Here is an 18,394-nt window from a genome sequence, read left to right as displayed (position 1 = left end):
GGACTGCCGCAATGGAGACGGAAGGGTGTCTCTTCTTGCTTTATTGTCCAGCTAGCGCTGCCAGGCGGCCGGTATATCAACACTGGCGACTTGGCAACGCGTCCAACAAAAAAAATTCACGCCTTGGCCATGATCACGACCAGGGCCAGGAAACCCAGGCCGGCCGCCACCCACTGGCTCATCTCGGTCAGCGCGACCCAGGCCAGGTTGATGTAGGCGGCCGTGAGCAGGCCGATGAACAGGCGGTCGCCACGGGTGGTGCGCATGGGCAGGAAGCCCTTGCGTTCCACGGTGGGCGAGCGCAGCTCCCATACCGTCATCCCGGCCAGCATCAGGAAGATGCCGATGAAGAAAATAGCGATGGGCGCGGTCCACGCCATCCAGGCAAATGTCATTTCCATCTCAAACCCTCCCCATGGCGAAACCTTTGGCGATGTGATTGCGCACGAACCAGATCACCAGCATGCCGGGGATCAGGGTCAGTACGCCGGCGGCGGCCAGCACGCCCCAGTCCATGCCGGCGGCCGACACGGTGCGCGTCATGATGGCGCTGATCGGCTTGGCGTTGACGGAAGTGAGCGTACGGGCCAGCAGCAGCTCCACCCAGCTGAACATGAAGCAGAAGAAGGCTGTCACGCCTACCCCGGCTTTGATCAGCGGCAGGAAGATGCGCAGGAAGAAGCGCGGGAACGAGAAACCGTCGATATAGGCCGTCTCGTCGATCTCGCGCGAGATGCCGGACATGAAGCCTTCCAGGATCCACACGGCCAGCGGCACGTTGAACAGCATGTGCGCCAGCGCCACGGCGATGTGGGTGTCCATCAGCCCCACGGTGGAGTAGAGCTGGAAGAACGGCAGCAGGAACACGGCCGGCGGCGTCATGCGGTTGGTCAGCAGCCAGAAGAACATGTGCTTGTCGCCCAGGAAGCGGTAGCGCGAGAAGCCGTAAGCGGCCGGCAGCGCCACCAGCAACGACAGGACGGTGTTCAACGCCACGTAGATGATGGAGTTGATGTAGCCGTTGTACCAGGACGGATCGGTGAAGATGGTCTTGTAGTTGTCCCAGGTAAGCTGGTGCGGCCACAGGCTGAACACCGACAGGGTTTCCTCGTTGGTCTTGAGCGAGGTGTTGAGCATCCAGTACAGCGGGATCAGTGTGAAGCCCACGTACAGCATCAGCGTCAATGCGCGTGGCAAGCGGTTGGCCTTATCCATGGGCGGTCTCCGAGGTGGTGGCGCTGTTGCCCGCGCCTTGCATCCAGTTGTAGAGCACGAAACTGAACAGCAGGATGATGAGGAAGTAAATCAGCGAGAACGCGGCCGCCGGTCCCAGGTCGAACTGGCCCACGGCTTTCTGGGTCAGGTACTGGCTCAGGAAAGTGGTCGAGTTGCCAGGCCCGCCGCCGGTCAGTACGAACGGTTCCGTATAGATCATGAAGCTGTCCATGAAGCGCAGCAGCACGGCGATCATCAGCACGCCGCGCATCTTGGGCAGCTGGATGTGGCGGAACACGGCCCAGCGGCTGGCGCCGTCGATCTGGGCCGCCTGGTAATAGGCGTCCGGGATCGAGCGCAGGCCGGCGAAGCCCAGCAATGCGACCAGCGGGGTCCAGTGCCACACGTCCATCAGCAGTACGGTCAGCCAGGCATCGCTGGTGTGGGAGGCGTAGTTGTAGTCCACGCCCAGCAGGTTGAGCGCGTGGCCACCGAGGCCGATGTCGGCGCGGCCGAAAATCTGCCAGATGGTACCCACCACGTTCCATGGGATCAGCAGCGGCATGGACAACACCACCAGCGCAGCCGACGATTTCCAGCCCTTGGACGGCATGGACAGGGCCAGGCCCACGCCCAGCGGAATCTGCACCAGCAGCACGCACAGCGAGAAGATCAACTGGCGCAGCAGGGCGCCGTGCAGGTCGGGATCACGCATGATGGAGCGGAACCATTCCAGCCCCACGAACACGCTCTGGGTCGGGCTGATGATGTCCTGCACCGAGTAGTTCACCACCGTCATCAAGGGCAGGATGGCGGAGAAGGCTACGCACAGGAATACGGGCAGGATGAAGAACCACGCCTTGTTGTGATAGGGTTTGTTCATCCCGCTATCCTTTCGTCGTTGCAGAAGAAGATGGTTTCCGGGCGGGCCAGGCGCAGCCAGTGGCGTCCCGCCTGCACGTTGACCGCGCTATCGAGTTTGGCCTTGAGCGGATGGCCGGCCACCGTGCCGGTCACCAGTTGGCAGGTGCCCAGCTGCTGCACTTGCCAGATGTCCGCCTCCAGCGCACCGGCCGTGCCGGGGGCGGCCAGTTGCACGAACTCGGGACGGATGCCCAGGCTGACCTTGCCGTTGGCGCCTTTCAGGGCGGCCACCGTGGCCGGGTCCACGGCCAGCCGGTGCTGGCCGATCTGGACCGCGTCCGTCTCGCCATTCAGGCTGACAGGGTAGAAGTTCATGCCGGGGCTGCCGATGAAGTAGCCCACGAACGTGTGGTCGGGACGTTCGAACAGCGCGTCCGGCGTGCCTTTCTGGACGATCTTCCCGTTCGTCATCACCACCACCTCGTCAGCGAAGGTGAGCGCCTCCACCTGGTCGTGGGTGACGTAGATCAGCGTCAGCTTGAGCTGCTGGTGGATTTGCTTGAGCTGGCGGCGCAACTGCCATTTCAGGTGCGGATCGATCACCGTCAGCGGTTCATCGAACAGGATGGCGGCGACGTCCTTGCGCACCAGGCCACGGCCCAGCGAGATTTTCTGCTTGGCGTCGGCCGACATGCCGGCCGCGCGCACTTTCAGCTCGTGCGTCATGCCGAGGATTTCGGCCACTTCATGCACGCGCTGGTGCACTTCTTTTTCCGGCATCTTGCGGTTACGCAATGGGAACGCCAGGTTGTCGTACACGCTCATGGTGTCGTACAACACGGGGAACTGGAACACCTGCGCGATATTGCGGCCGCGCGTGGGCACCTGCGTCATGTCTTTGCCGTCGAACAGCACTTGGCCGTGCGAGGGCACCAGCAGGCCGGAGATGATGTTGAGCAGGGTCGACTTGCCGCAGCCCGATGGGCCCAGCAGCGCGTAGGCGCCGCCGTCTTCCCACACCATGTTCATCGGTTGCAGCGCATAGTCCTGCGGATTGGTGGGATTGGGGCCGTAGGCGTGGCCCAGGTTGCGGAATTCAATGCGCGCCATGGGCGTTCTCCTTGGGTGCGCGCAGCAGGGCGCCGTCCGCGTCGAAAATGAACAGATGATCGGGGCTGACGCTGGCCTGCACCGCCGCGTCCATGCCGGCCGCGTACACGCCCGGCACTTGCGCCACCAGGCTGTTGGCGCCGTGGTGCAGGTGGACGTAGGTTTCCGAGCCGCTCAACTCAGCCAGGTCCACGGTGCAGTCGATGCGGTTGGCGTGGCTGGCGTCGTCGGCCAGGCGTACGTGGTGGCAGCGCACGCCGATCTTGCATGGCATGGTGGTGGGCAGTTCCAGCGCGGGCGCCGCCACGGACAGGGTGGGGCCGTTGTCCAGGCGTACGCTGTTGCCGTTCTCGACATGGCCCTCGAAGATATTCATGGGCGGATCGTTGAAGATGGCGGCGGCGCGGATCGTGGCCGGGCGCTGGTAGACGGCCAGCGTGGGGCCTGTTTGCAGGATGCGGCCGGCGTCCATCAGTACCGTATGGCCGCCCAGCAGCAAGGCTTCCTGCGGTTCCGTGGTGGCATAGACCACCGTGGTCTGGCCGTCGGCGAACAGCGACGACAGTTCCATGCGCAGTTCTTCGCGCAGCTTGTAATCGAGGTTGACGAGCGGTTCGTCCAGCAGCACCAGCGGGGCGCGCTTGACCAAGGCCCGCGCCAGCGCGCAGCGTTGCTGCTGGCCGCCGGACAGGGCGCCGGGCAGCCGTTGCAGCAGGTGATCGATGTGCAGCTTGGTGGCGATGGCGCGCACGCGCTGGTCGATTTCCGCCGCCGGGCAGCGCTGCAGGCGCAGCGGCGCGGCGATGTTCTCGTACACCGTCATGGCCGGGTAGTTGACGAACTGCTGGTACACCATGGCCAGGTTGCGCTCGCGCACGCTGACGCCGGTGACGTCCTTGCCATCGACCAGCACGCGGCCGGCCGTGGGACGATCCAGGCCCGCGATCACCCGCATCAGCGAGGTCTTGCCGGCCTGGGTAGGCCCCAGCAGTACATTGATGGTGCCAGGGACCAGTTTCAGGTCCATCGGGTACAGATAGGTCTCTGCTCCAACTCTCAGGCTTATATCTTTAAGCTCTAATATCACTGCACGTCTCCTTGCGTTGTTCGTTTATGCCGCCTGGCCCGCTCGCTCATGGTTGAGCCACTGGGTCAGGCGGGCATGGTGTTGCGGTTGTGCGTACAGGCCGCATTTGGTGCGGCGCCACAGGATGTCGTCGGCGCTGCGGGCCCATTCCACGGTGACCAGATAGCGCGCTTCCCGTTCGTACAGGCCCGGCGCCAGTTCCTCGCCCAGGTCGGCCATCTTGTTGGCGTCGCCCAGCATGCGCTGCAGGCGGGTGCCGTAGCAGCGCGCATAGCGTTTTGCCAGCGGCGCCGGCAACCAGGGGTGCGACTGGCCCAGGCGCGTCAGGAACTGGTCGAACGCGCCCTTGCGCACCAGGGCGCCTGGCTGTTGCAGGTCGCCGCCTGGCAACGGTTCCTCGGCCGTCCAATCGGGCGCGCTCGTGCCCAGGCGCTGTTGCAGCATGTCGAGCGCTTCCTCGGCCAGCTTGCGGTAGGTGGTGATCTTGCCGCCCCAGACATTGAGGAAGGGCGGCGCATGTGGGTCGCATTCGAGCAGGTAATCGCGGGTGACGGCGGACGCGGATTGCGAGGCGTCGTCCAGCAGCGGGCGGACGCCGGAATAGGTGCCCACTACGTCGGCCGCGCTGATCTGCTTGCTGAAGTAGCGGTTGGCCATCTGGCACAGGTAGGCGACTTCGCTGTCGTCGATCCGCACGGCGCCCGGTTCGCCCGTGTATTCCAGGTCGGTGGTGCCGATCAGCGTGAATTCATCCTGGTAGGGGATGGCGAAGATGATGCGCTTGTCCGGGTTCTGGAAAATGTAGGCGTATGGGTGGCTGAACAGGCGCGGCACGATGATATGGCTGCCTTTGATCAGGCGCAGGCCGTGGCCCTTGCCGCCGCCGGCCGCGTTGGCCATCTGGCCGGCCCAAGGCCCGGCCGCGTTCACGATGGCGCGCGCCTGCACGTCGATGCGGCCCTGGTCTTCGCTGTCCAGGGTGGCCTGCCAGCCTTCGCCTTGCTGGTGTATGGCCACGCACTTGGTGCGGGTGAGGATGGTGGCGCCGCGTTCCTTGGCGTCGAGCGCGTTCAGCACCACCAGCCTGGCGTCGTCGACCCAACCGTCGGAATAGACGAACCCTTTGCGGTAGTCTCCCTTGAGCGGCGCGCCGGCTTCGTGGCGGCGCAGCGAGATGCCGTTCGACGCGGGCAGGAACTTGCGGTGGGCCAGGTGATCGTACAGGAACAGGCCGGCCCGTATCATCCACGCGGGACGCTGGCTGGCGTCGTGCGGCATCACAAAACGCAGCGGATGCATGATGTGCGGCGCGGCGCGCAGCAGCACTTCACGTTCCAGCAGGGCTTTGCGCACCAGCTTGAATTCATAATATTCCAGATAGCGCAGGCCGCCGTGAATCAGCTTGGTGCTGGCGGACGAGGTGTGCTGGGCCAGGTCGTGCTGTTCGCACAGGATCACGCTCAGGCCACGGCCGATGGCGTCACGGGCAATGCCGGCGCCGTTGATACCGCCGCCGATGATCAGCAGATCGCAGCTGCGTTTGGCTGCCGGGAGGTTGTTGGTCATCATCATGGACGGCTTGCCGGACGGTGGCCGGTGCGTACGGGGCAGGGTGGCAGCTGTTGGTATATGTTCATTTGCTCATTCCTTATGTTGGACGCGTTGGTCTGCGGCCGTCGTCTCCATATTTGCGCTATCTTCGCGACAAGTTTTTGTTGGTTTTATTAGCAAGGCTGCATTGCTGGAATGGCCATTGTACGCAAACTCGAAAAAACTACAACAATTATTTGTTCATTTTTTTGTTCGTTATGGTTCATGTGAACATTAATTCTTTGGCGCTGGCATGTGCCGCGCAACTGGGGCATGTAGCAGGCGTTTTGGATGCGCAAGGGGCGTGCGCGTGCTCGTATGGTCATTTCGATGGCGATAAAAACAACTACAACGAACAAGAATGAAAAAAATTTCAACCACATGCGCGCAAGGCGCGTATCATTGCGATCGAGTGAAAAACCGTTCATTTTTGTTCATTAGAAAACCATGACGCCACGCCACCGCCGATTGCTGGACCATATCCGGGCTCACGGAGACACCTCCGTCGAAGAGCTTGCGAGATTGTTGGAAGTCACCACCCAGACCATCCGCCGCGACATCCGCGAGCTGGAGGACGCCCGCCTGCTGGCGCGCTACCACGGCGGTGTCGGCATTCCGTCGACGGTGGAGAACATCGATTACGACCGCCGCCGCGTGATGGATACGGACGCCAAGCGCCGCATCGGCCAGATGGCGGCCGCGCAGGTGGAGCCGGGGCGTTCGCTGATCATCAACATCGGCACCACCACCGAGGAAGTGGCCAAGGCCCTGCAGCAGCACAAGGGGATACGGGTGGTGACCAACAACCTGAACGTGGCGTCCCTGCTGTCGAGCAGCGGCGAGGTGGAGGTGATCGTGGCCGGTGGCCTGGTGCGCAAGCGCGATTGCGGCATCGTGGGCGAGGCCACCATCGACTTCATGCGTCAGTTCAAGGTCGATATCGGCATCATCGGCGTGTCCGGCATCGAAAACGACGGCACGCTGCTCGATTACGACTACCGTGAGGTGCGCGTGACCCAGGCCATCATCGAACAGTCGCGCGAAGTGTGGCTGGTGGCAGACCACACCAAATTCGGCCGCCACGCGTTGGTTCGGCTTGGGAATATCGCGCAGATCGATAAATTCATCACCGATCTGCCGGTGCCGCCGGAAGCGCTGGCCGCATTCGATGCCTCCGGCGTCGAAGTCCTGGTGGCGCCCGCCGAGTAAGGCGCGGCGCGGGCGGCTTACCGCCTGCCGTCCACCGCCCGCCTACCGCCTGCTGCATATCGTCGACCGCGCGCCCTCCAGCGCTTAGTCGCTTACTGTTCGCCGTCGGACTTCTTGCGCTGTTGACGCAGGTAGTTCGGCAAATCCCCCAGCCGCATCCCTTCCGGAATGTGGCGTTGATGCTTGGCCTGGCCCACGCGTTGCGCGCGGTAGATGCCCGTGTGGCCGGAGAACAGGTAGCTGACGGCGCAAGCGAGGCCCGCATAAGGCGCGATATCCGAACCGAACAGCTCAATCGCCATCACGGTGGACGCGATGGGCGTGTTGGCCGCGCCGGCGAACACGGCGACGAAGCCAATCGCGGCCAGCAGGGCGAACGGCATGTGCAGCAATGGCGCCAGCGCGTTCCCCAGGGTGGCGCCGATGTAGAACAGGGGCGTCACTTCACCGCCCTTGAAGCCAGTGCCTAACGAGAGCACTGTAAATGCGGTCTTGCCCAGGAAGTCCCAGGCCGGCAGGGGGTGTGCAAACGATTCCACAATCGTGGGGATACCCAGGCCGATATAGCGCTGGGTGCCGAGCAGCCAGACGGCCGTGGCGACAACCACCCCGCCAAGCAGAGGGCGCAGCGGCGCGTAACTGATCCGCTTTTTCATGAAGTCGCCCAGGCCGTGGGTCGCGTTCGCGAACAACATTCCCGCCAAACCGAACATGGCGCCGGCCGCCAGCGTCGCCGCCAGGGTCCAAAGCGTGATGTGGGGGATAGCGCCCGCCAGGTAGTGGGTGTGATGGACACCCCATGCCAGCCCGACTTGATCGGCCACGATGGCGGCCAGCATGCAGGGCATGATCGCGTCGTAGCGCATACGGCCGATGGCCAGCACTTCCAGGCCGAAAATGGCGCCGGCCAGCGGCGTGCCGAACACGGAGGCGAAGCCCGCGCTAATGCCGGCCATGATCAGCAGCCGGCGGTGCGACAGGTCCATGCGGAACACGTGGGTCAGTTGGTCGGCCAGCGCGCCGCCCATCTGCACGGCCGTGCCTTCGCGGCCGACGGAGGCGCCAAACAGGTGGGAGATGATGGTGCCGCCCAGGACCAGGGGCGCCATCCGCAGTGGAATCACGCTTTTCGGGTCATGGATCTCGTCGATCAGCAGGTTGTTGCCCGCCTCGACGGACTTGCCCAGCCGGAGATAGATCCAGCCCACGGCGAAACCGGCCAGTGGCAGCAGCCAGATGATCCAGCCGTGGGCTTCGCGCCACGCGGTGACCATATCGAGCGAGAACAGGAATGCGGCGGAGGCGCTGCCGGCCAGGATGGCGACGACGATCGCGAGAGCGGACCATTTGCCCATGTAGGGCAGCAAATCGATGGGTTCGGGGTGTTTTGCGTTTTTCATAAGACCCTGGAAAGGCCGCCCGATGATAGCAAGTTTTACTACACGGCACAATTATTCGGCCCTGCGGCCAGCGCAACATCGGCGCCGGGACAGGTTTGCCCCAGCATTCGCGCCCGGCGAGAGGCGACTGATGGTAAAATGCCCGGTTATCCAAATTCACTGCGTTAAGGGCATTCCTCGTGTTATCGACAGCAAACATTACCATGCAGTTCGGCGCCAAGCCGTTGTTTGAAAACATCTCCGTCAAGTTCGGCGATGGCAACCGCTACGGCCTGATCGGTGCCAACGGCTGCGGCAAGTCCACCTTCATGAAAATCCTGGGCGGCGACCTGGAGCCGTCGGCCGGCAACGTGATGCTGGACGTGAACGAGCGCCTCGGCAAACTGCGTCAGGACCAGTTCGCGTACGAGGAAATGCGCGTGCTGGACGTGGTCATGATGGGCCACACGGAAATGTGGGCCGCCATGCAGCAGCGCGACGCCATCTACGCCAATCCCGAAGCGACCGACGACGACTACATGCACGCGGCCGAACTGGAAGGCAAAGTGGCCGAGTACGACGGCTACACGGCTGAAGCGCGCGCCGGCGAACTGCTGCTGGGCGCGGGCGTGGAAATCGACCTGCACCAGGGCCCGATGAGCAATGTGTCGCCCGGCTGGAAGCTGCGCGTGCTGCTGGCCCAGGCCCTGTTCTCGAATCCTGACATTCTGCTGTTGGACGAACCGACCAACAACCTGGACATCAACACCATCCGTTGGCTGGAAGACGTGCTCAACGAGCGCAACTCCACCATGATCATCATTTCCCACGATCGCCACTTCCTGAACCAGGTCTGCACCCACGTGGCCGACATGGACTACGGTACGCTGAAGATCTACCCCGGCAATTACGACGATTACATGATGGCCTCGACCCAGGCCCGCAACCAGCAACTGGCCAACAACGCCAAGGCGAAAGAGAAAGTCGCCGAGCTGCAGGACTTCGTGCGCCGCTTCGCCGCCAACAAGTCCAAGGCCCGCCAGGCGACTTCGCGCGCCAAGCAGATCGAGAAGATCAAGGTCGACGACATCAAGCCGTCCTCGCGCGCCTACCCGTTCGTGCGTTTCGAAGGCGAGAAGAAGCTGCACCGTCTGGCCGTGGAAGTGGAAGGCATCTCGAAAAAGTACGACCGCCAGCTGTTCAAGAACTTCAGCATCATGGTCGAAGCGGGTGAACGCATCGCCATCATCGGTGCCAACGGCGCCGGTAAGACCACCATGCTGCGCTGCATCGCGGGCGAGATCGCGCACCTGGCGCCGGACACGGGCCGCGTCAAGTGGGCCGAAAACGCCAACGTGGGCTACATGCCGCAGGATCCGACCGAGGACTTCGCCAGCGACACCGTGTTGACCGACTGGATGGGTAAGTGGACCCAGGAAGGCGACGACGACCAGGCCGTGCGCTCCATCCTGGGCCGGTTGCTGTTCGGCGGCGACGAGGTCAAGAAATCCGTGCGCGTGCTGTCGGGTGGTGAAAAGGGCCGCATGATGTACGGTAAGCTGATGCTGGGCCGTCACAACGTGCTGCTGCTGGACGAACCGACCAACCACATGGACATGGAATCGATCGAGTCGCTCAACGTGGCGCTTGATAAATACGCCGGCACCCTGATCTTCGTCTCGCACGACCGTGAATTCGTGTCGTCGCTGGCCAACCGCATTATCGAGATCAAGGAAAACGAAGTGGTCGATTTCCACGGCAACTACGAAGACTACCTGACCAGCCAGGGCATCGCTTAATACCGGGGGCGCCTTTGCCGCCCTATGGCGGGGAGGGCGCCCTGCACGACGCGCCGCGATATGCGATAGTGTCGTTTCACGTTTTTCGTCACTGAACATCATGCAAACATTACCGATCAAGTCAGTCGAGTATGAACATCCCCAGGATGGCGGCAGCTGCACGGCGCGCGCCTGGGCCCGCACCCCGGCCACGCCTACCCCGGCCGAGCGCACCGAACTGCGCGAGCGCATCAAGCGCCTGCTGAAGGAACGCGAAGCCGTGCTGGTGGCCCACTATTATGTGGACGCCGACCTGCAGGACCTGGCCGAGGAAACGGGCGGCTGCGTGTCCGACTCGCTGGAAATGGCCCGCTTCGGCCGCGACCACGCCGCCAAGACGCTGGTGGTGGCCGGCGTGCGCTTCATGGGCGAGACGGCCAAGATCCTGAGTCCGGAAAAGCGTATCTTGATGCCGGACCTGGACGCCACCTGCTCGCTGGACCTGGGCTGCCCGGCCGACGAGTTCACGGCGTTCTGCGACGCCCATCCGGACCGCACGGTGGTGGTGTACGCCAACACCAGCGCGGCCGTGAAAGCGCGCGCCGACTGGATGGTGACGTCTTCCATCGGCCTCGATATCGTGGCCCACCTGCACGCGCAGGGTAAAAAAATCCTGTGGGCGCCGGACAAGCACCTGGGTTCCTACATCCAGAAGCAGACCGGGGCCGACATGTTGCTGTGGCAGGGTTCCTGCCTGGTGCACGACGAATTCAAGGGCATCGAACTGGACCTGCTGAAGGCCGAGTACCCGAACGCCAAGGTGCTGGTGCACCCGGAATCGCCCGCCAACGTGGTGGCGCTGGCCGACGTGGTGGGTTCCACTTCGCAGATGATCCAGGCTGCCGTCGAATCGGAGGCCGACACCTTCATCGTCGCCACCGACAACGGCATCCTGCACAAGATGCGCGCCGCCGCACCGGGCAAGACCTTCATCGAGGCGCCCACGGCCGGCAACAGCGCCACCTGCAAGAGCTGCGCCCACTGCCCGTGGATGGCCATGAACGGCCTGCAGAACCTGGCCGACGTGCTGGAAAATATGGGCAATGAAATTCACGTCGACCCGGCCGTGGGCCAGGCCGCCGTCAAGTCGATCAACCGCATGCTCGATTTCGCCGCCGCGAAAAAAGCCAAGGTCCAGCCGAGTGCGGACCTGGCCAAGGAAGCTGCACTGTTTTCCGGAGTCGGTCCAGCATGAGTACCCTGGTCAATCGTTTTGCCCCGTTCGACGCACCGCTCAAGGCGGCGTTTGAAGCCAACCTGCTGGCGGCATTGCTGGAAGATGTAGGCAGCGGCGACCTCACGGGCGAGCTGGTGCCCGCCGGCGGCCGCGCCACCGCGCGCGTGATCGTGCGCGAGGACGCCGTGCTGTGCGGCGCGCCCTGGTTCGAAGGCATCATGAACTGCCTCGACGCCAGCATCGAGATCGACTGGCAATATGCCGAAGGCGATTTGATGACGGCCGGCAGCCTGGTATGCACGATTCAAGGGCCAGCCCGCGCCTTGCTGACGGCCGAGCGCAGCGCGCTCAACTTCCTGCAATTGCTGTCGGGCGTGGCCACGGTCACGCGCCGTTACGTGGACGTGGTGGAAGGCACTTCGGCCGCCATCCTCGACACCCGCAAGACCTTGCCCGGCATGCGCCTGGCGCAGAAGTACGCGGTGCGCGTGGGCGGTGGCCAGAACCAGCGCCTGGCGCTGTACGACGGCATCCTGATCAAGGAAAACCACATCGCGGCTGCGGGCGGCATCACGGCCGCCGTTGCCGCCGCCATGCGGCTGGAGAAGGGCGTGTCGATCCAGGTGGAAGTGGAAACGCTGGACGAGCTGGACGAGGCCCTGGTGGCCGGCGCCACCTCCATCCTGCTCGATAACTTCAGCCTGGAGATGATGCGCGAAGGCGTGAAACGCAACGCGGGCCGCGCGCTGCTGGAAGCGTCCGGCGGCATCAACTTCGACACCGTGCGCGCCATCGCTGAAACGGGCGTGGACCGCATCTCCATCGGCAGCCTGACCAAGGACGTGCGCGCCACCGACTATTCGATGCGCATCGTCGGCTGATTTATCCCCCATCGCCGCCGTTCCAGGCGGCGATGGGCTTGCCGGCGCCACCGGAAATGTTGATATTCCGTTATAATTGCGCTATGAATCACATGGCGAAACGACAAACGCTGCGCATCTGGATCGCCATGCTGGCCATTCTGTTCAGCGCACTTGCGCCATCCATCTCGCATGCACTGGCCGCGGCCAACGGCGCCATCGACAAGATGGAAGTCTGTACTTCCAATGGCTACAAGCTGGTCAAGGTTCCCGATTCGGATAACAGCAAAGCGCCGGCTTCGGCAAAAAATTCGATGGAGCACTGCGCGTTTTGCACCACTCACGGTGGTTCCTATGCGCTGACAGGCTCGCCATCCGTACCCCTGGCCTTGGGCGCCGGCCGCGATATCTATCCGCCGCTGTTCTACACGGCTCCACACTCCCTGCATGCCTGGTCCGCGGCCCATCCGCGCGCGCCTCCTTTCCTCGCCTGACCCGTTTTTCGCCGCACTCCCGTGCACTGACGCGGTCCCCCATCCAGCTTCAGTTTAAGCCCGGCTTGCCGGCGCTCGCTGCCGCCATTTGCCTGGCGCTGACCTGAACTTGCTTAACGAAGCTGGCCATGGACCTATCGGGTATCGCCACACCGGACGCCCGTGATCGCGACAGCCCGCTGCCGTTCTGTCTCAATGCAATCCATGTAAAGAAGATCCCATGCAATCTATGACCATTCCCCGTGTGCTGCTGCTTTCCACGATGTCGCTGGCGGTGCACGCCGCCTGGGCCGAGGATGACCAGGTCACGCCGCCGCAGGTCGTCCAGTCCGAAACCGCTGAGGGCAGCAAGGTCTACGTGACGGCCGCGCGCCAGAACTATCGTGCGCTGTCGGCGACCGGCGCCACCAAGACGGACACGCTACTGAAAGACCTGCCGCAAAGCGTGCGTGTGCTGACCGCTGACTTGCTGAAGGACGCAGGCGTGACGACCTTGGCCAGCGCCCTTGATCTGGCCAGCGGCATTACGCGCCAGAGTAACCTCGGCGGCCTGTGGGACAGCTACGCGATGCGCGGCTTCACTGGCGATCCGAACTTCGGTTCCGACTATCTGGTGAACGGCTTCAGCTCCAGCCGCGGTTACAACGGCTTGCGCGATACGGCCAGCACGGCCAGTGTGGAAGTACTGAAAGGTCCGGCTTCCGCCCTGTATGGCCGTGGCGAGCCAGGCGGCACGGTCAATCTCACGACCAAGAAGCCGCGCTTCGAACCGGTCTACGCCGTTGACCTCTCGATGGGCAGTTTCCACAACCATCGCACCGCTGTGGACCTGACTGGCCCGATCAGCGAAAACATCGCCTATCGCCTGAATGGTGCCTATGAGAAGGGCGCCAGCTTCCGCGATACGGTGGGCACCAAACGTAGCTTCATTTCGCCGTCCTTCATCTGGTTGATCGGCGATACGACGAAGCTGTCTTATGAGCTGGAGCGTAGCGTGCAGCGCGTGTCGTTCGATCGCGGCGTGCTTGCGGTGAACGGCGTGTTGGGGCTGATCCCGCATTCCCGCTTCCTTGGCGAGCCCGATGATGGCCCGACCGAAGTCAAGTCGCTAGGTCACCAGGTCTTCGTTGAACATGAATTCGACGAAAAATGGAAACTGCAATCTGGCCTGTCCTACCGCGACAGTTCGATGGTCGGTTACTCCACCGAGGCCAGCAACCTGCTGGCAGATGGCCGCACGTTGAGCCGCCAGCGCCGCCATCGCGATTCCGCGGCGACCGACATGTCCGGCCGGGTCGAGCTGCTCGGCAGGTTCGATACTGGCCCGGTCACCCACAATGTTCTGTTGGGTGCGGATGCCTACCATTTCGAAGATCGCCGGATTCATACGCGCCGTACCCCTTCCGCGACCAATGCGTACGCGATCGACATTTACCAACCCGTCTATGGCGGCAAGGCCGACCCGATGCTATTGTCGATCGACACCCGGGAAAACCAGCGGTCGCATGCCTTTTACACGCAGGACCAGATCGACCTGACTGACCGGTGGAAGGCGCTGCTTGGTGTGCGCTGGGATCGATACAGCCAGACAGTGCAGAACTTCCGTACCAAGGCAGTGAACGACCAGTCGCTGAGCGCTTCCAGCCCGCGCGGCGGCCTGGTATATCAGCCGCTGTCTACGGTCTCGCTGTACGCCACCGCAGCCAGAGGCTTCCGCCCCAACAGCGGCATCGGCATCGATAACAGGGGGTTCCCGGCCGAACAGAGCAAGTCCTATGAAGCGGGCATCAAGCTGGAAACGGCGGACGGCAAGCTGACCGGCACCTTGGCCTGCTATCGCATCTCCAAAGAGAACGTGCTGACGGCCAATCCGGCCAATTTCAACTACGCGATTCCGGTCGGCGCTGTGGCCAGCAAGGGCGTGGAGCTCGATGTCTCCGGTGATATCTACAAAGACCTGCGCCTGGCGTTGGCCTATGCCTACACGGACGCCAGGGTCTCCCGGGGCGATGCGGCCATCATTACCGGCAGCCGATTCCCGAACGTGCCGCGCCAGAGCGGCAACCTGTTGCTGACCAAGGTCTACACCGTCAACGGCCGGCAGGCAACCCTGGGCGGCGGCCTGACCTATGTCGGCGACCGCCTTGGCGATGTCGCCTTCACCAGCAACTTCAAGCTGCCAGCCTACACCACGGTCAAGCTGATTTCTTCGTGGTCGCCGACCAGGAAGCTGCGTCTGGCGCTGAACGTCGATAACCTGTTCAACAAGCGCTACTACGCCAGCTCGTACAGCCAGCTCTGGGTCGCCCCTGGCCAGGAGCGAACCGCCACCGTTAACCTGAACTACAAGTTCTGACAGGAGCACGTATGACGAAGACAGGGATAGCGGTCCGGTCGCGTATCGCCATTATTGACGTGCTGCGCGGAATGGTCATGCTCATTATGCTGTTCGACCATGTGCGGGAAACAATCTACCTGCACAAGCAAGTCAGCGACCCAATGATGATCGATGCGACCGAACCCGCGCTGTTCTTTACCCGCATGGCAGCGCACTTCTGCGCGCCGACGTTTGTATTCCTGACCGGCCTCTCGGCCTGGCTGTACGCCAACCCGGAGGCAGGTCCGCGTGACGCCACCGGATTTCTTGTGAAGCGCGGCCTGCTGCTGGTGGTACTGGAGATTTTCGTTGTGAACTTTGCCTGGGCCGGTGTATTCCCGCCTGCCACCTTATACCTGCAGGTGATCTGGGTGATAGGCCTGGCCATGGTTTTCCTCGGCGTGGTGCACAAGCTGCCGCTCAAGTTGCTGGGTGCTGCCGGCTTACTGATCGTATTCGGGCACAATGCGTTGACCTCGATAAGCTTCGAGCCGGGCACCTTGGCCTATTCCCTCTGGACTGTGCTGCTGCACCGCGGATACCTGATCGCCGACAGTGCTGTCAAACTGAAGGTGAGCTATCCGTTGCTGCCTTGGATAGGGGTGATCCTGCTCGGCTATGCAGCAGGCCCCCTCTATGCGCGCGGCGTGGCCCCGGAACGCCGCCGCACGCTGCTGCGCCGCTTCGGCGTGGCCGCCTTGCTGTTGCTGGCGATGCTGCGATGCTTCAATATCTACGGCGAGGAACTGCCATGGGCGCAGGGGCCGGATGCCGTGCACACCGTGATGTCCTTCTTTAACTTCACCAAGTACCCGCCGTCGCTGGATTTTCTCCTGCTGACGATCGGCGTAGGCGCGCTGGCCGCCGCCGGGATGGAAGGGGTGGACAACTGGTACACCCGCGCCTGCGCAACCTTCGGTGGGGTGCCGATGTTTTATTATCTGCTGCACCTGTATGTGCTGCTGATCCTTCAAACCGCACTGGTCGCGGTCTTCGGCGCCAATCATGGCGCGCGCTGGGGCGTTGATACTGTCTGGCCGGTCTGGGTCGTCGCGCCGCTGCTTATGCCTGTGCTGTACCTGCCGTGCAAAGCCTTTGCCAACTTCAAACGGACGTCGAAGCAGGCATGGGTTCGATACTTTTGATGGCCACGCGCCATCCCATAGGAATGGCGCGTGCGCAGATGCAGCAGGCCATATCCCGCCGTCTTCAGCCCGTTGCGCACGGCCGATTCCAGCCGGTAGCGCCGCCATTCGACGCCCAGGCGCACGGTGTCGCACACTTCCGCGCGCACGCTGGCAATATTGCTTAACTTGATGTTCGGCAATCCCCCCCATTTCAGGCGGCGATTTCCTTGCGCATGCGCGCCAGCGGCACTTGCACGCCGCCTGGCAGCGCCAGTTCTATGCTTTCCACTATCCTGAAACCGGCAGCCTCGTACAGCGGCACGCCCGGCATGGTGGCGGCCAGTTCCAGCGCGCGGAAGCCGCCCGCCGCTGCCTGTTCGGTGCAATGTTGCAGCAGCATGCGGCCCAACCCCTGGCGCGCTGCGTCCGGAGAAACGAAAAAGGCGCGGATACGGGCCGCTTCACTGGCCGGATCGAGCAGGGGATCGGGACCGGTCTTGGCGCGGTCGGCGCCGAACAGCGTGCTGCGCTTGCTCCAGCCGCCACAGGCCAGCGCCACGCCCTCCCGTTCGATCAGGAAGTAAGTCTGATCCACCACCAGTTGCGTATCGACGCCGAACACATGACGCGTGACGGCTTGCGCCTGCTCGGGCGTGTAGAAGCCAGCGCTCAGTGCAATGCCGGAACGAGCGATCAGCGCTTCCATGGCAGGGATGTCGGAAGGTTGCGCGATGCGCAGACGCAGGTGGCTTGCAGTGTCGCTGGCTGAGTCCATGTGGTCTTGGGGGAAAGGTTGAGCGGTGACGCAGGGCGATACGCGCCGCCGGAATATTGTATATTGTACAGTTTTGGTATCGTTCACCCGGATCGGCGACGATGCTATCATCGAACAGGAGACATGCGATGTCGATTGCGAGTACTGGCGCCACACCCTATTACGCGGTGATCTTCACGTCCATCCGCACCAGCGGCGATGATGGCTATGGGGACATGGCCGACGCGATGCTGGAAGCGGCCGCGAAGCAGCGGGGCTTTCTCGGTGTTGAATCGGCGCGTGACGGGCTGGGCATCACCGTCTCCTACTGGGACAGTCTGGAATCGATCGCGGCCTGGAAGCGCGATGCGTCCCATCTGGTGGCGCAGAAGCTTGGCAGGGAGCAGTGGTATGAGCGTTACAAGACCCGTATCTGCAAGGTCGAGCGCGACTACGATTTTTCGCGGATGTGAGTAGCGCGTTTCTGCGTTTTTCTGGGGCGAGGTAGGAAGATGCTGGCTGCATGGCCGAACTGGAAGTTGCGGCGGTTCGCGTTACTGGCGCTGGCGCCGTGGTTGCTGGGGGCGGCCGGACCGGCGATCGCACGCGAATGGCTGGTGGCCGGTGCCCATTTCGAGGGCGTGTACGAACGGGCGCCCGATGGCGAATTCACCGGGCTTGGACCTGCCATCGTGCGGCGCGTGGCGCAGCAGATGAACGATACCGTGCGTTTCGAACTCTATCCCTGGCCACGCGCGCAGGCGCTGGTCGCGCAGGGCAAGGTGGATCTGCTGGTCGGCCCTTACAAATCGCCGGCCCGCCTGGGACAGATGGCCTTTTCCCAATTGCCGTTCTACCGCGACCAGATGGTATTCTACGCCCGGCCGGCATCCCACATCGTGTGGACCGGCGATTACGCCAGGTTGGCGCAACGGCGTATCGTGATCCTCAACGGTTGGGTGTATGGCGCGGCGTTCACCCAGGCCAGCGCGGGGCTGCATACGAGCGTGGCCAACACGGTGGAAAGCGGGTTGCTGATGGTGGCCCACCAGCACGTGGACCTGTTCGCGACCAATGTGCGCAACACGGAGCCAGTGCTGGCCCGGCTCCATCTGGCAGGCGCGGTGGCGGCCCTGCCGCAGGCGTTAGACCAGCAGGATGGCTATTTCGCCTTCCCCCATGACCCGCAACACGACGAGTTCCGCGCCCGTTTCGACGCGGCCTTCAGGACGCTGGTCGAGCGCGGTGAACTGAAACGGCTCGGCCAGCAGTACGGGGTGGCGGTGCCTTAGCTGTCTGGCGTCACCGCCCAG

At 63.2% G+C, this 18,394-nt stretch carries 18 protein-coding genes; 9 read left to right on the top strand and 9 right to left on the bottom strand.

Going from position 1 to position 18,394, the window contains the following annotated elements:
* Positions 1–116 precede the first annotated feature (116 nt).
* The 7 genes from H3H39_RS09700 to H3H39_RS09670 form a co-directional block, all read right to left on the bottom strand.
* Positions 117–401, bottom strand: a complete 285-nt coding sequence (locus tag H3H39_RS09700) for a DUF2160 domain-containing protein (RefSeq protein WP_220461491.1) — start codon at positions 399–401, stop codon at positions 117–119.
* A 1-nt stretch (position 402) separates the two neighbouring features.
* A complete protein-coding gene (locus H3H39_RS09695; protein WP_182153171.1) occupies positions 403–1,215 on the bottom strand; it encodes a carbohydrate ABC transporter permease in 813 nt (270 codons plus the stop codon).
* Positions 1,208–2,098 carry a carbohydrate ABC transporter permease gene (locus tag H3H39_RS09690; RefSeq protein ID WP_182153170.1) on the bottom strand — a complete coding sequence of 297 codons (891 nt, stop codon included), beginning with the start codon at positions 2,096–2,098 and terminating at the stop codon, positions 1,208–1,210. The genes H3H39_RS09695 and H3H39_RS09690 overlap by 8 nt, the downstream gene beginning before the upstream one ends.
* On the bottom strand, positions 2,095–3,189 hold the full coding sequence (locus H3H39_RS09685) for an ABC transporter ATP-binding protein (RefSeq protein WP_182153169.1): 1,095 nt from the start codon (positions 3,187–3,189) through the stop codon (positions 2,095–2,097). Before H3H39_RS09685 ends, H3H39_RS09690 begins: the two co-directional genes overlap by 4 nt.
* Positions 3,176–4,276 (bottom strand): ABC transporter ATP-binding protein, encoded by a 1,101-nt coding sequence (locus H3H39_RS09680; protein WP_182153168.1) that lies wholly within the window; start codon positions 4,274–4,276, stop codon positions 3,176–3,178. The genes H3H39_RS09685 and H3H39_RS09680 overlap by 14 nt, the downstream gene beginning before the upstream one ends.
* 24 nt (positions 4,277–4,300) lie before the next feature.
* Positions 4,301–5,848, bottom strand: a complete 1,548-nt coding sequence (glpD, locus tag H3H39_RS09675) for a glycerol-3-phosphate dehydrogenase (protein ID WP_229217956.1) — start codon at positions 5,846–5,848, stop codon at positions 4,301–4,303.
* 152 nt (positions 5,849–6,000) lie between these two features.
* Positions 6,001–6,294 (bottom strand): hypothetical protein, encoded by a 294-nt coding sequence (locus H3H39_RS09670; RefSeq protein WP_182153167.1) that lies wholly within the window; start codon positions 6,292–6,294, stop codon positions 6,001–6,003.
* 19 nt (positions 6,295–6,313) lie between these two features.
* On the opposite strand from H3H39_RS09670, the gene H3H39_RS09665 reads away from it, so the two are divergent.
* Positions 6,314–7,075 (top strand): DeoR/GlpR family DNA-binding transcription regulator, encoded by a 762-nt coding sequence (locus H3H39_RS09665; protein WP_182153166.1) that lies wholly within the window; start codon positions 6,314–6,316, stop codon positions 7,073–7,075.
* A gap of 92 nt (positions 7,076–7,167) precedes the next feature.
* Here H3H39_RS09665 and H3H39_RS09660 read toward each other — a convergent pair whose 3' ends face one another.
* Complete coding sequence (locus tag H3H39_RS09660) at positions 7,168–8,475, bottom strand: voltage-gated chloride channel family protein (RefSeq protein ID WP_182153165.1); 1,308 nt, start codon at positions 8,473–8,475, stop codon at positions 7,168–7,170.
* Between the two features lie 179 nt (positions 8,476–8,654).
* Between H3H39_RS09660 and H3H39_RS09655 the strand changes: the two genes are divergently transcribed.
* The 6 genes from H3H39_RS09655 (at position 8,655) to H3H39_RS09630 (ending at position 16,345) form a co-directional block, all read left to right on the top strand.
* A complete protein-coding gene (locus H3H39_RS09655) occupies positions 8,655–10,253 on the top strand; it encodes an ABC-F family ATPase (protein WP_182153164.1) in 1,599 nt (532 codons plus the stop codon).
* Between the two features lie 100 nt (positions 10,254–10,353).
* Complete coding sequence (gene nadA / locus H3H39_RS09650) at positions 10,354–11,487, top strand: quinolinate synthase NadA (protein ID WP_182153163.1); 1,134 nt, start codon at positions 10,354–10,356, stop codon at positions 11,485–11,487.
* Positions 11,484–12,350 carry a carboxylating nicotinate-nucleotide diphosphorylase gene (gene nadC / locus H3H39_RS09645; protein ID WP_182153162.1) on the top strand — a complete coding sequence of 289 codons (867 nt, stop codon included), beginning with the start codon at positions 11,484–11,486 and terminating at the stop codon, positions 12,348–12,350. Before nadA ends, nadC begins: the two co-directional genes overlap by 4 nt.
* Before the next feature lie 83 nt (positions 12,351–12,433).
* Positions 12,434–12,823, top strand: coding sequence for a DUF2946 domain-containing protein (locus tag H3H39_RS09640; RefSeq protein ID WP_182153161.1), 390 nt, complete (start codon positions 12,434–12,436; stop codon positions 12,821–12,823).
* 220 nt (positions 12,824–13,043) lie between these two features.
* On the top strand, positions 13,044–15,179 hold the full coding sequence (locus tag H3H39_RS09635; RefSeq protein WP_182153160.1) for a TonB-dependent siderophore receptor: 2,136 nt from the start codon (positions 13,044–13,046) through the stop codon (positions 15,177–15,179).
* Between the two features lie 11 nt (positions 15,180–15,190).
* A complete protein-coding gene (locus H3H39_RS09630) occupies positions 15,191–16,345 on the top strand; it encodes an acetyltransferase domain-containing protein (protein ID WP_182153159.1) in 1,155 nt (384 codons plus the stop codon).
* A gap of 193 nt (positions 16,346–16,538) precedes the next feature.
* Here H3H39_RS09630 and H3H39_RS09625 read toward each other — a convergent pair whose 3' ends face one another.
* Positions 16,539–17,102, bottom strand: a complete 564-nt coding sequence (locus tag H3H39_RS09625) for a GNAT family N-acetyltransferase (protein ID WP_182153158.1) — start codon at positions 17,100–17,102, stop codon at positions 16,539–16,541.
* A 128-nt stretch (positions 17,103–17,230) separates the two neighbouring features.
* On the opposite strand from H3H39_RS09625, the gene H3H39_RS09620 reads away from it, so the two are divergent.
* Positions 17,231–17,554, top strand: coding sequence for an antibiotic biosynthesis monooxygenase family protein (locus tag H3H39_RS09620; protein WP_182153157.1), 324 nt, complete (start codon positions 17,231–17,233; stop codon positions 17,552–17,554).
* A 39-nt stretch (positions 17,555–17,593) separates the two neighbouring features.
* On the top strand, positions 17,594–18,373 hold the full coding sequence (locus H3H39_RS09615) for a substrate-binding periplasmic protein (protein WP_182153156.1): 780 nt from the start codon (positions 17,594–17,596) through the stop codon (positions 18,371–18,373).
* The last annotated feature ends 21 nt before the right edge of the window (positions 18,374–18,394 follow it).

The organism is Rugamonas apoptosis, assembly GCF_014042355.1.
In the GTDB taxonomy this organism is placed as follows: Bacteria; Pseudomonadota; Gammaproteobacteria; order Burkholderiales; family Burkholderiaceae_D; genus Rugamonas; species Rugamonas apoptosis.
This window is presented reverse-complemented; position numbering and strand designations above follow the sequence as displayed.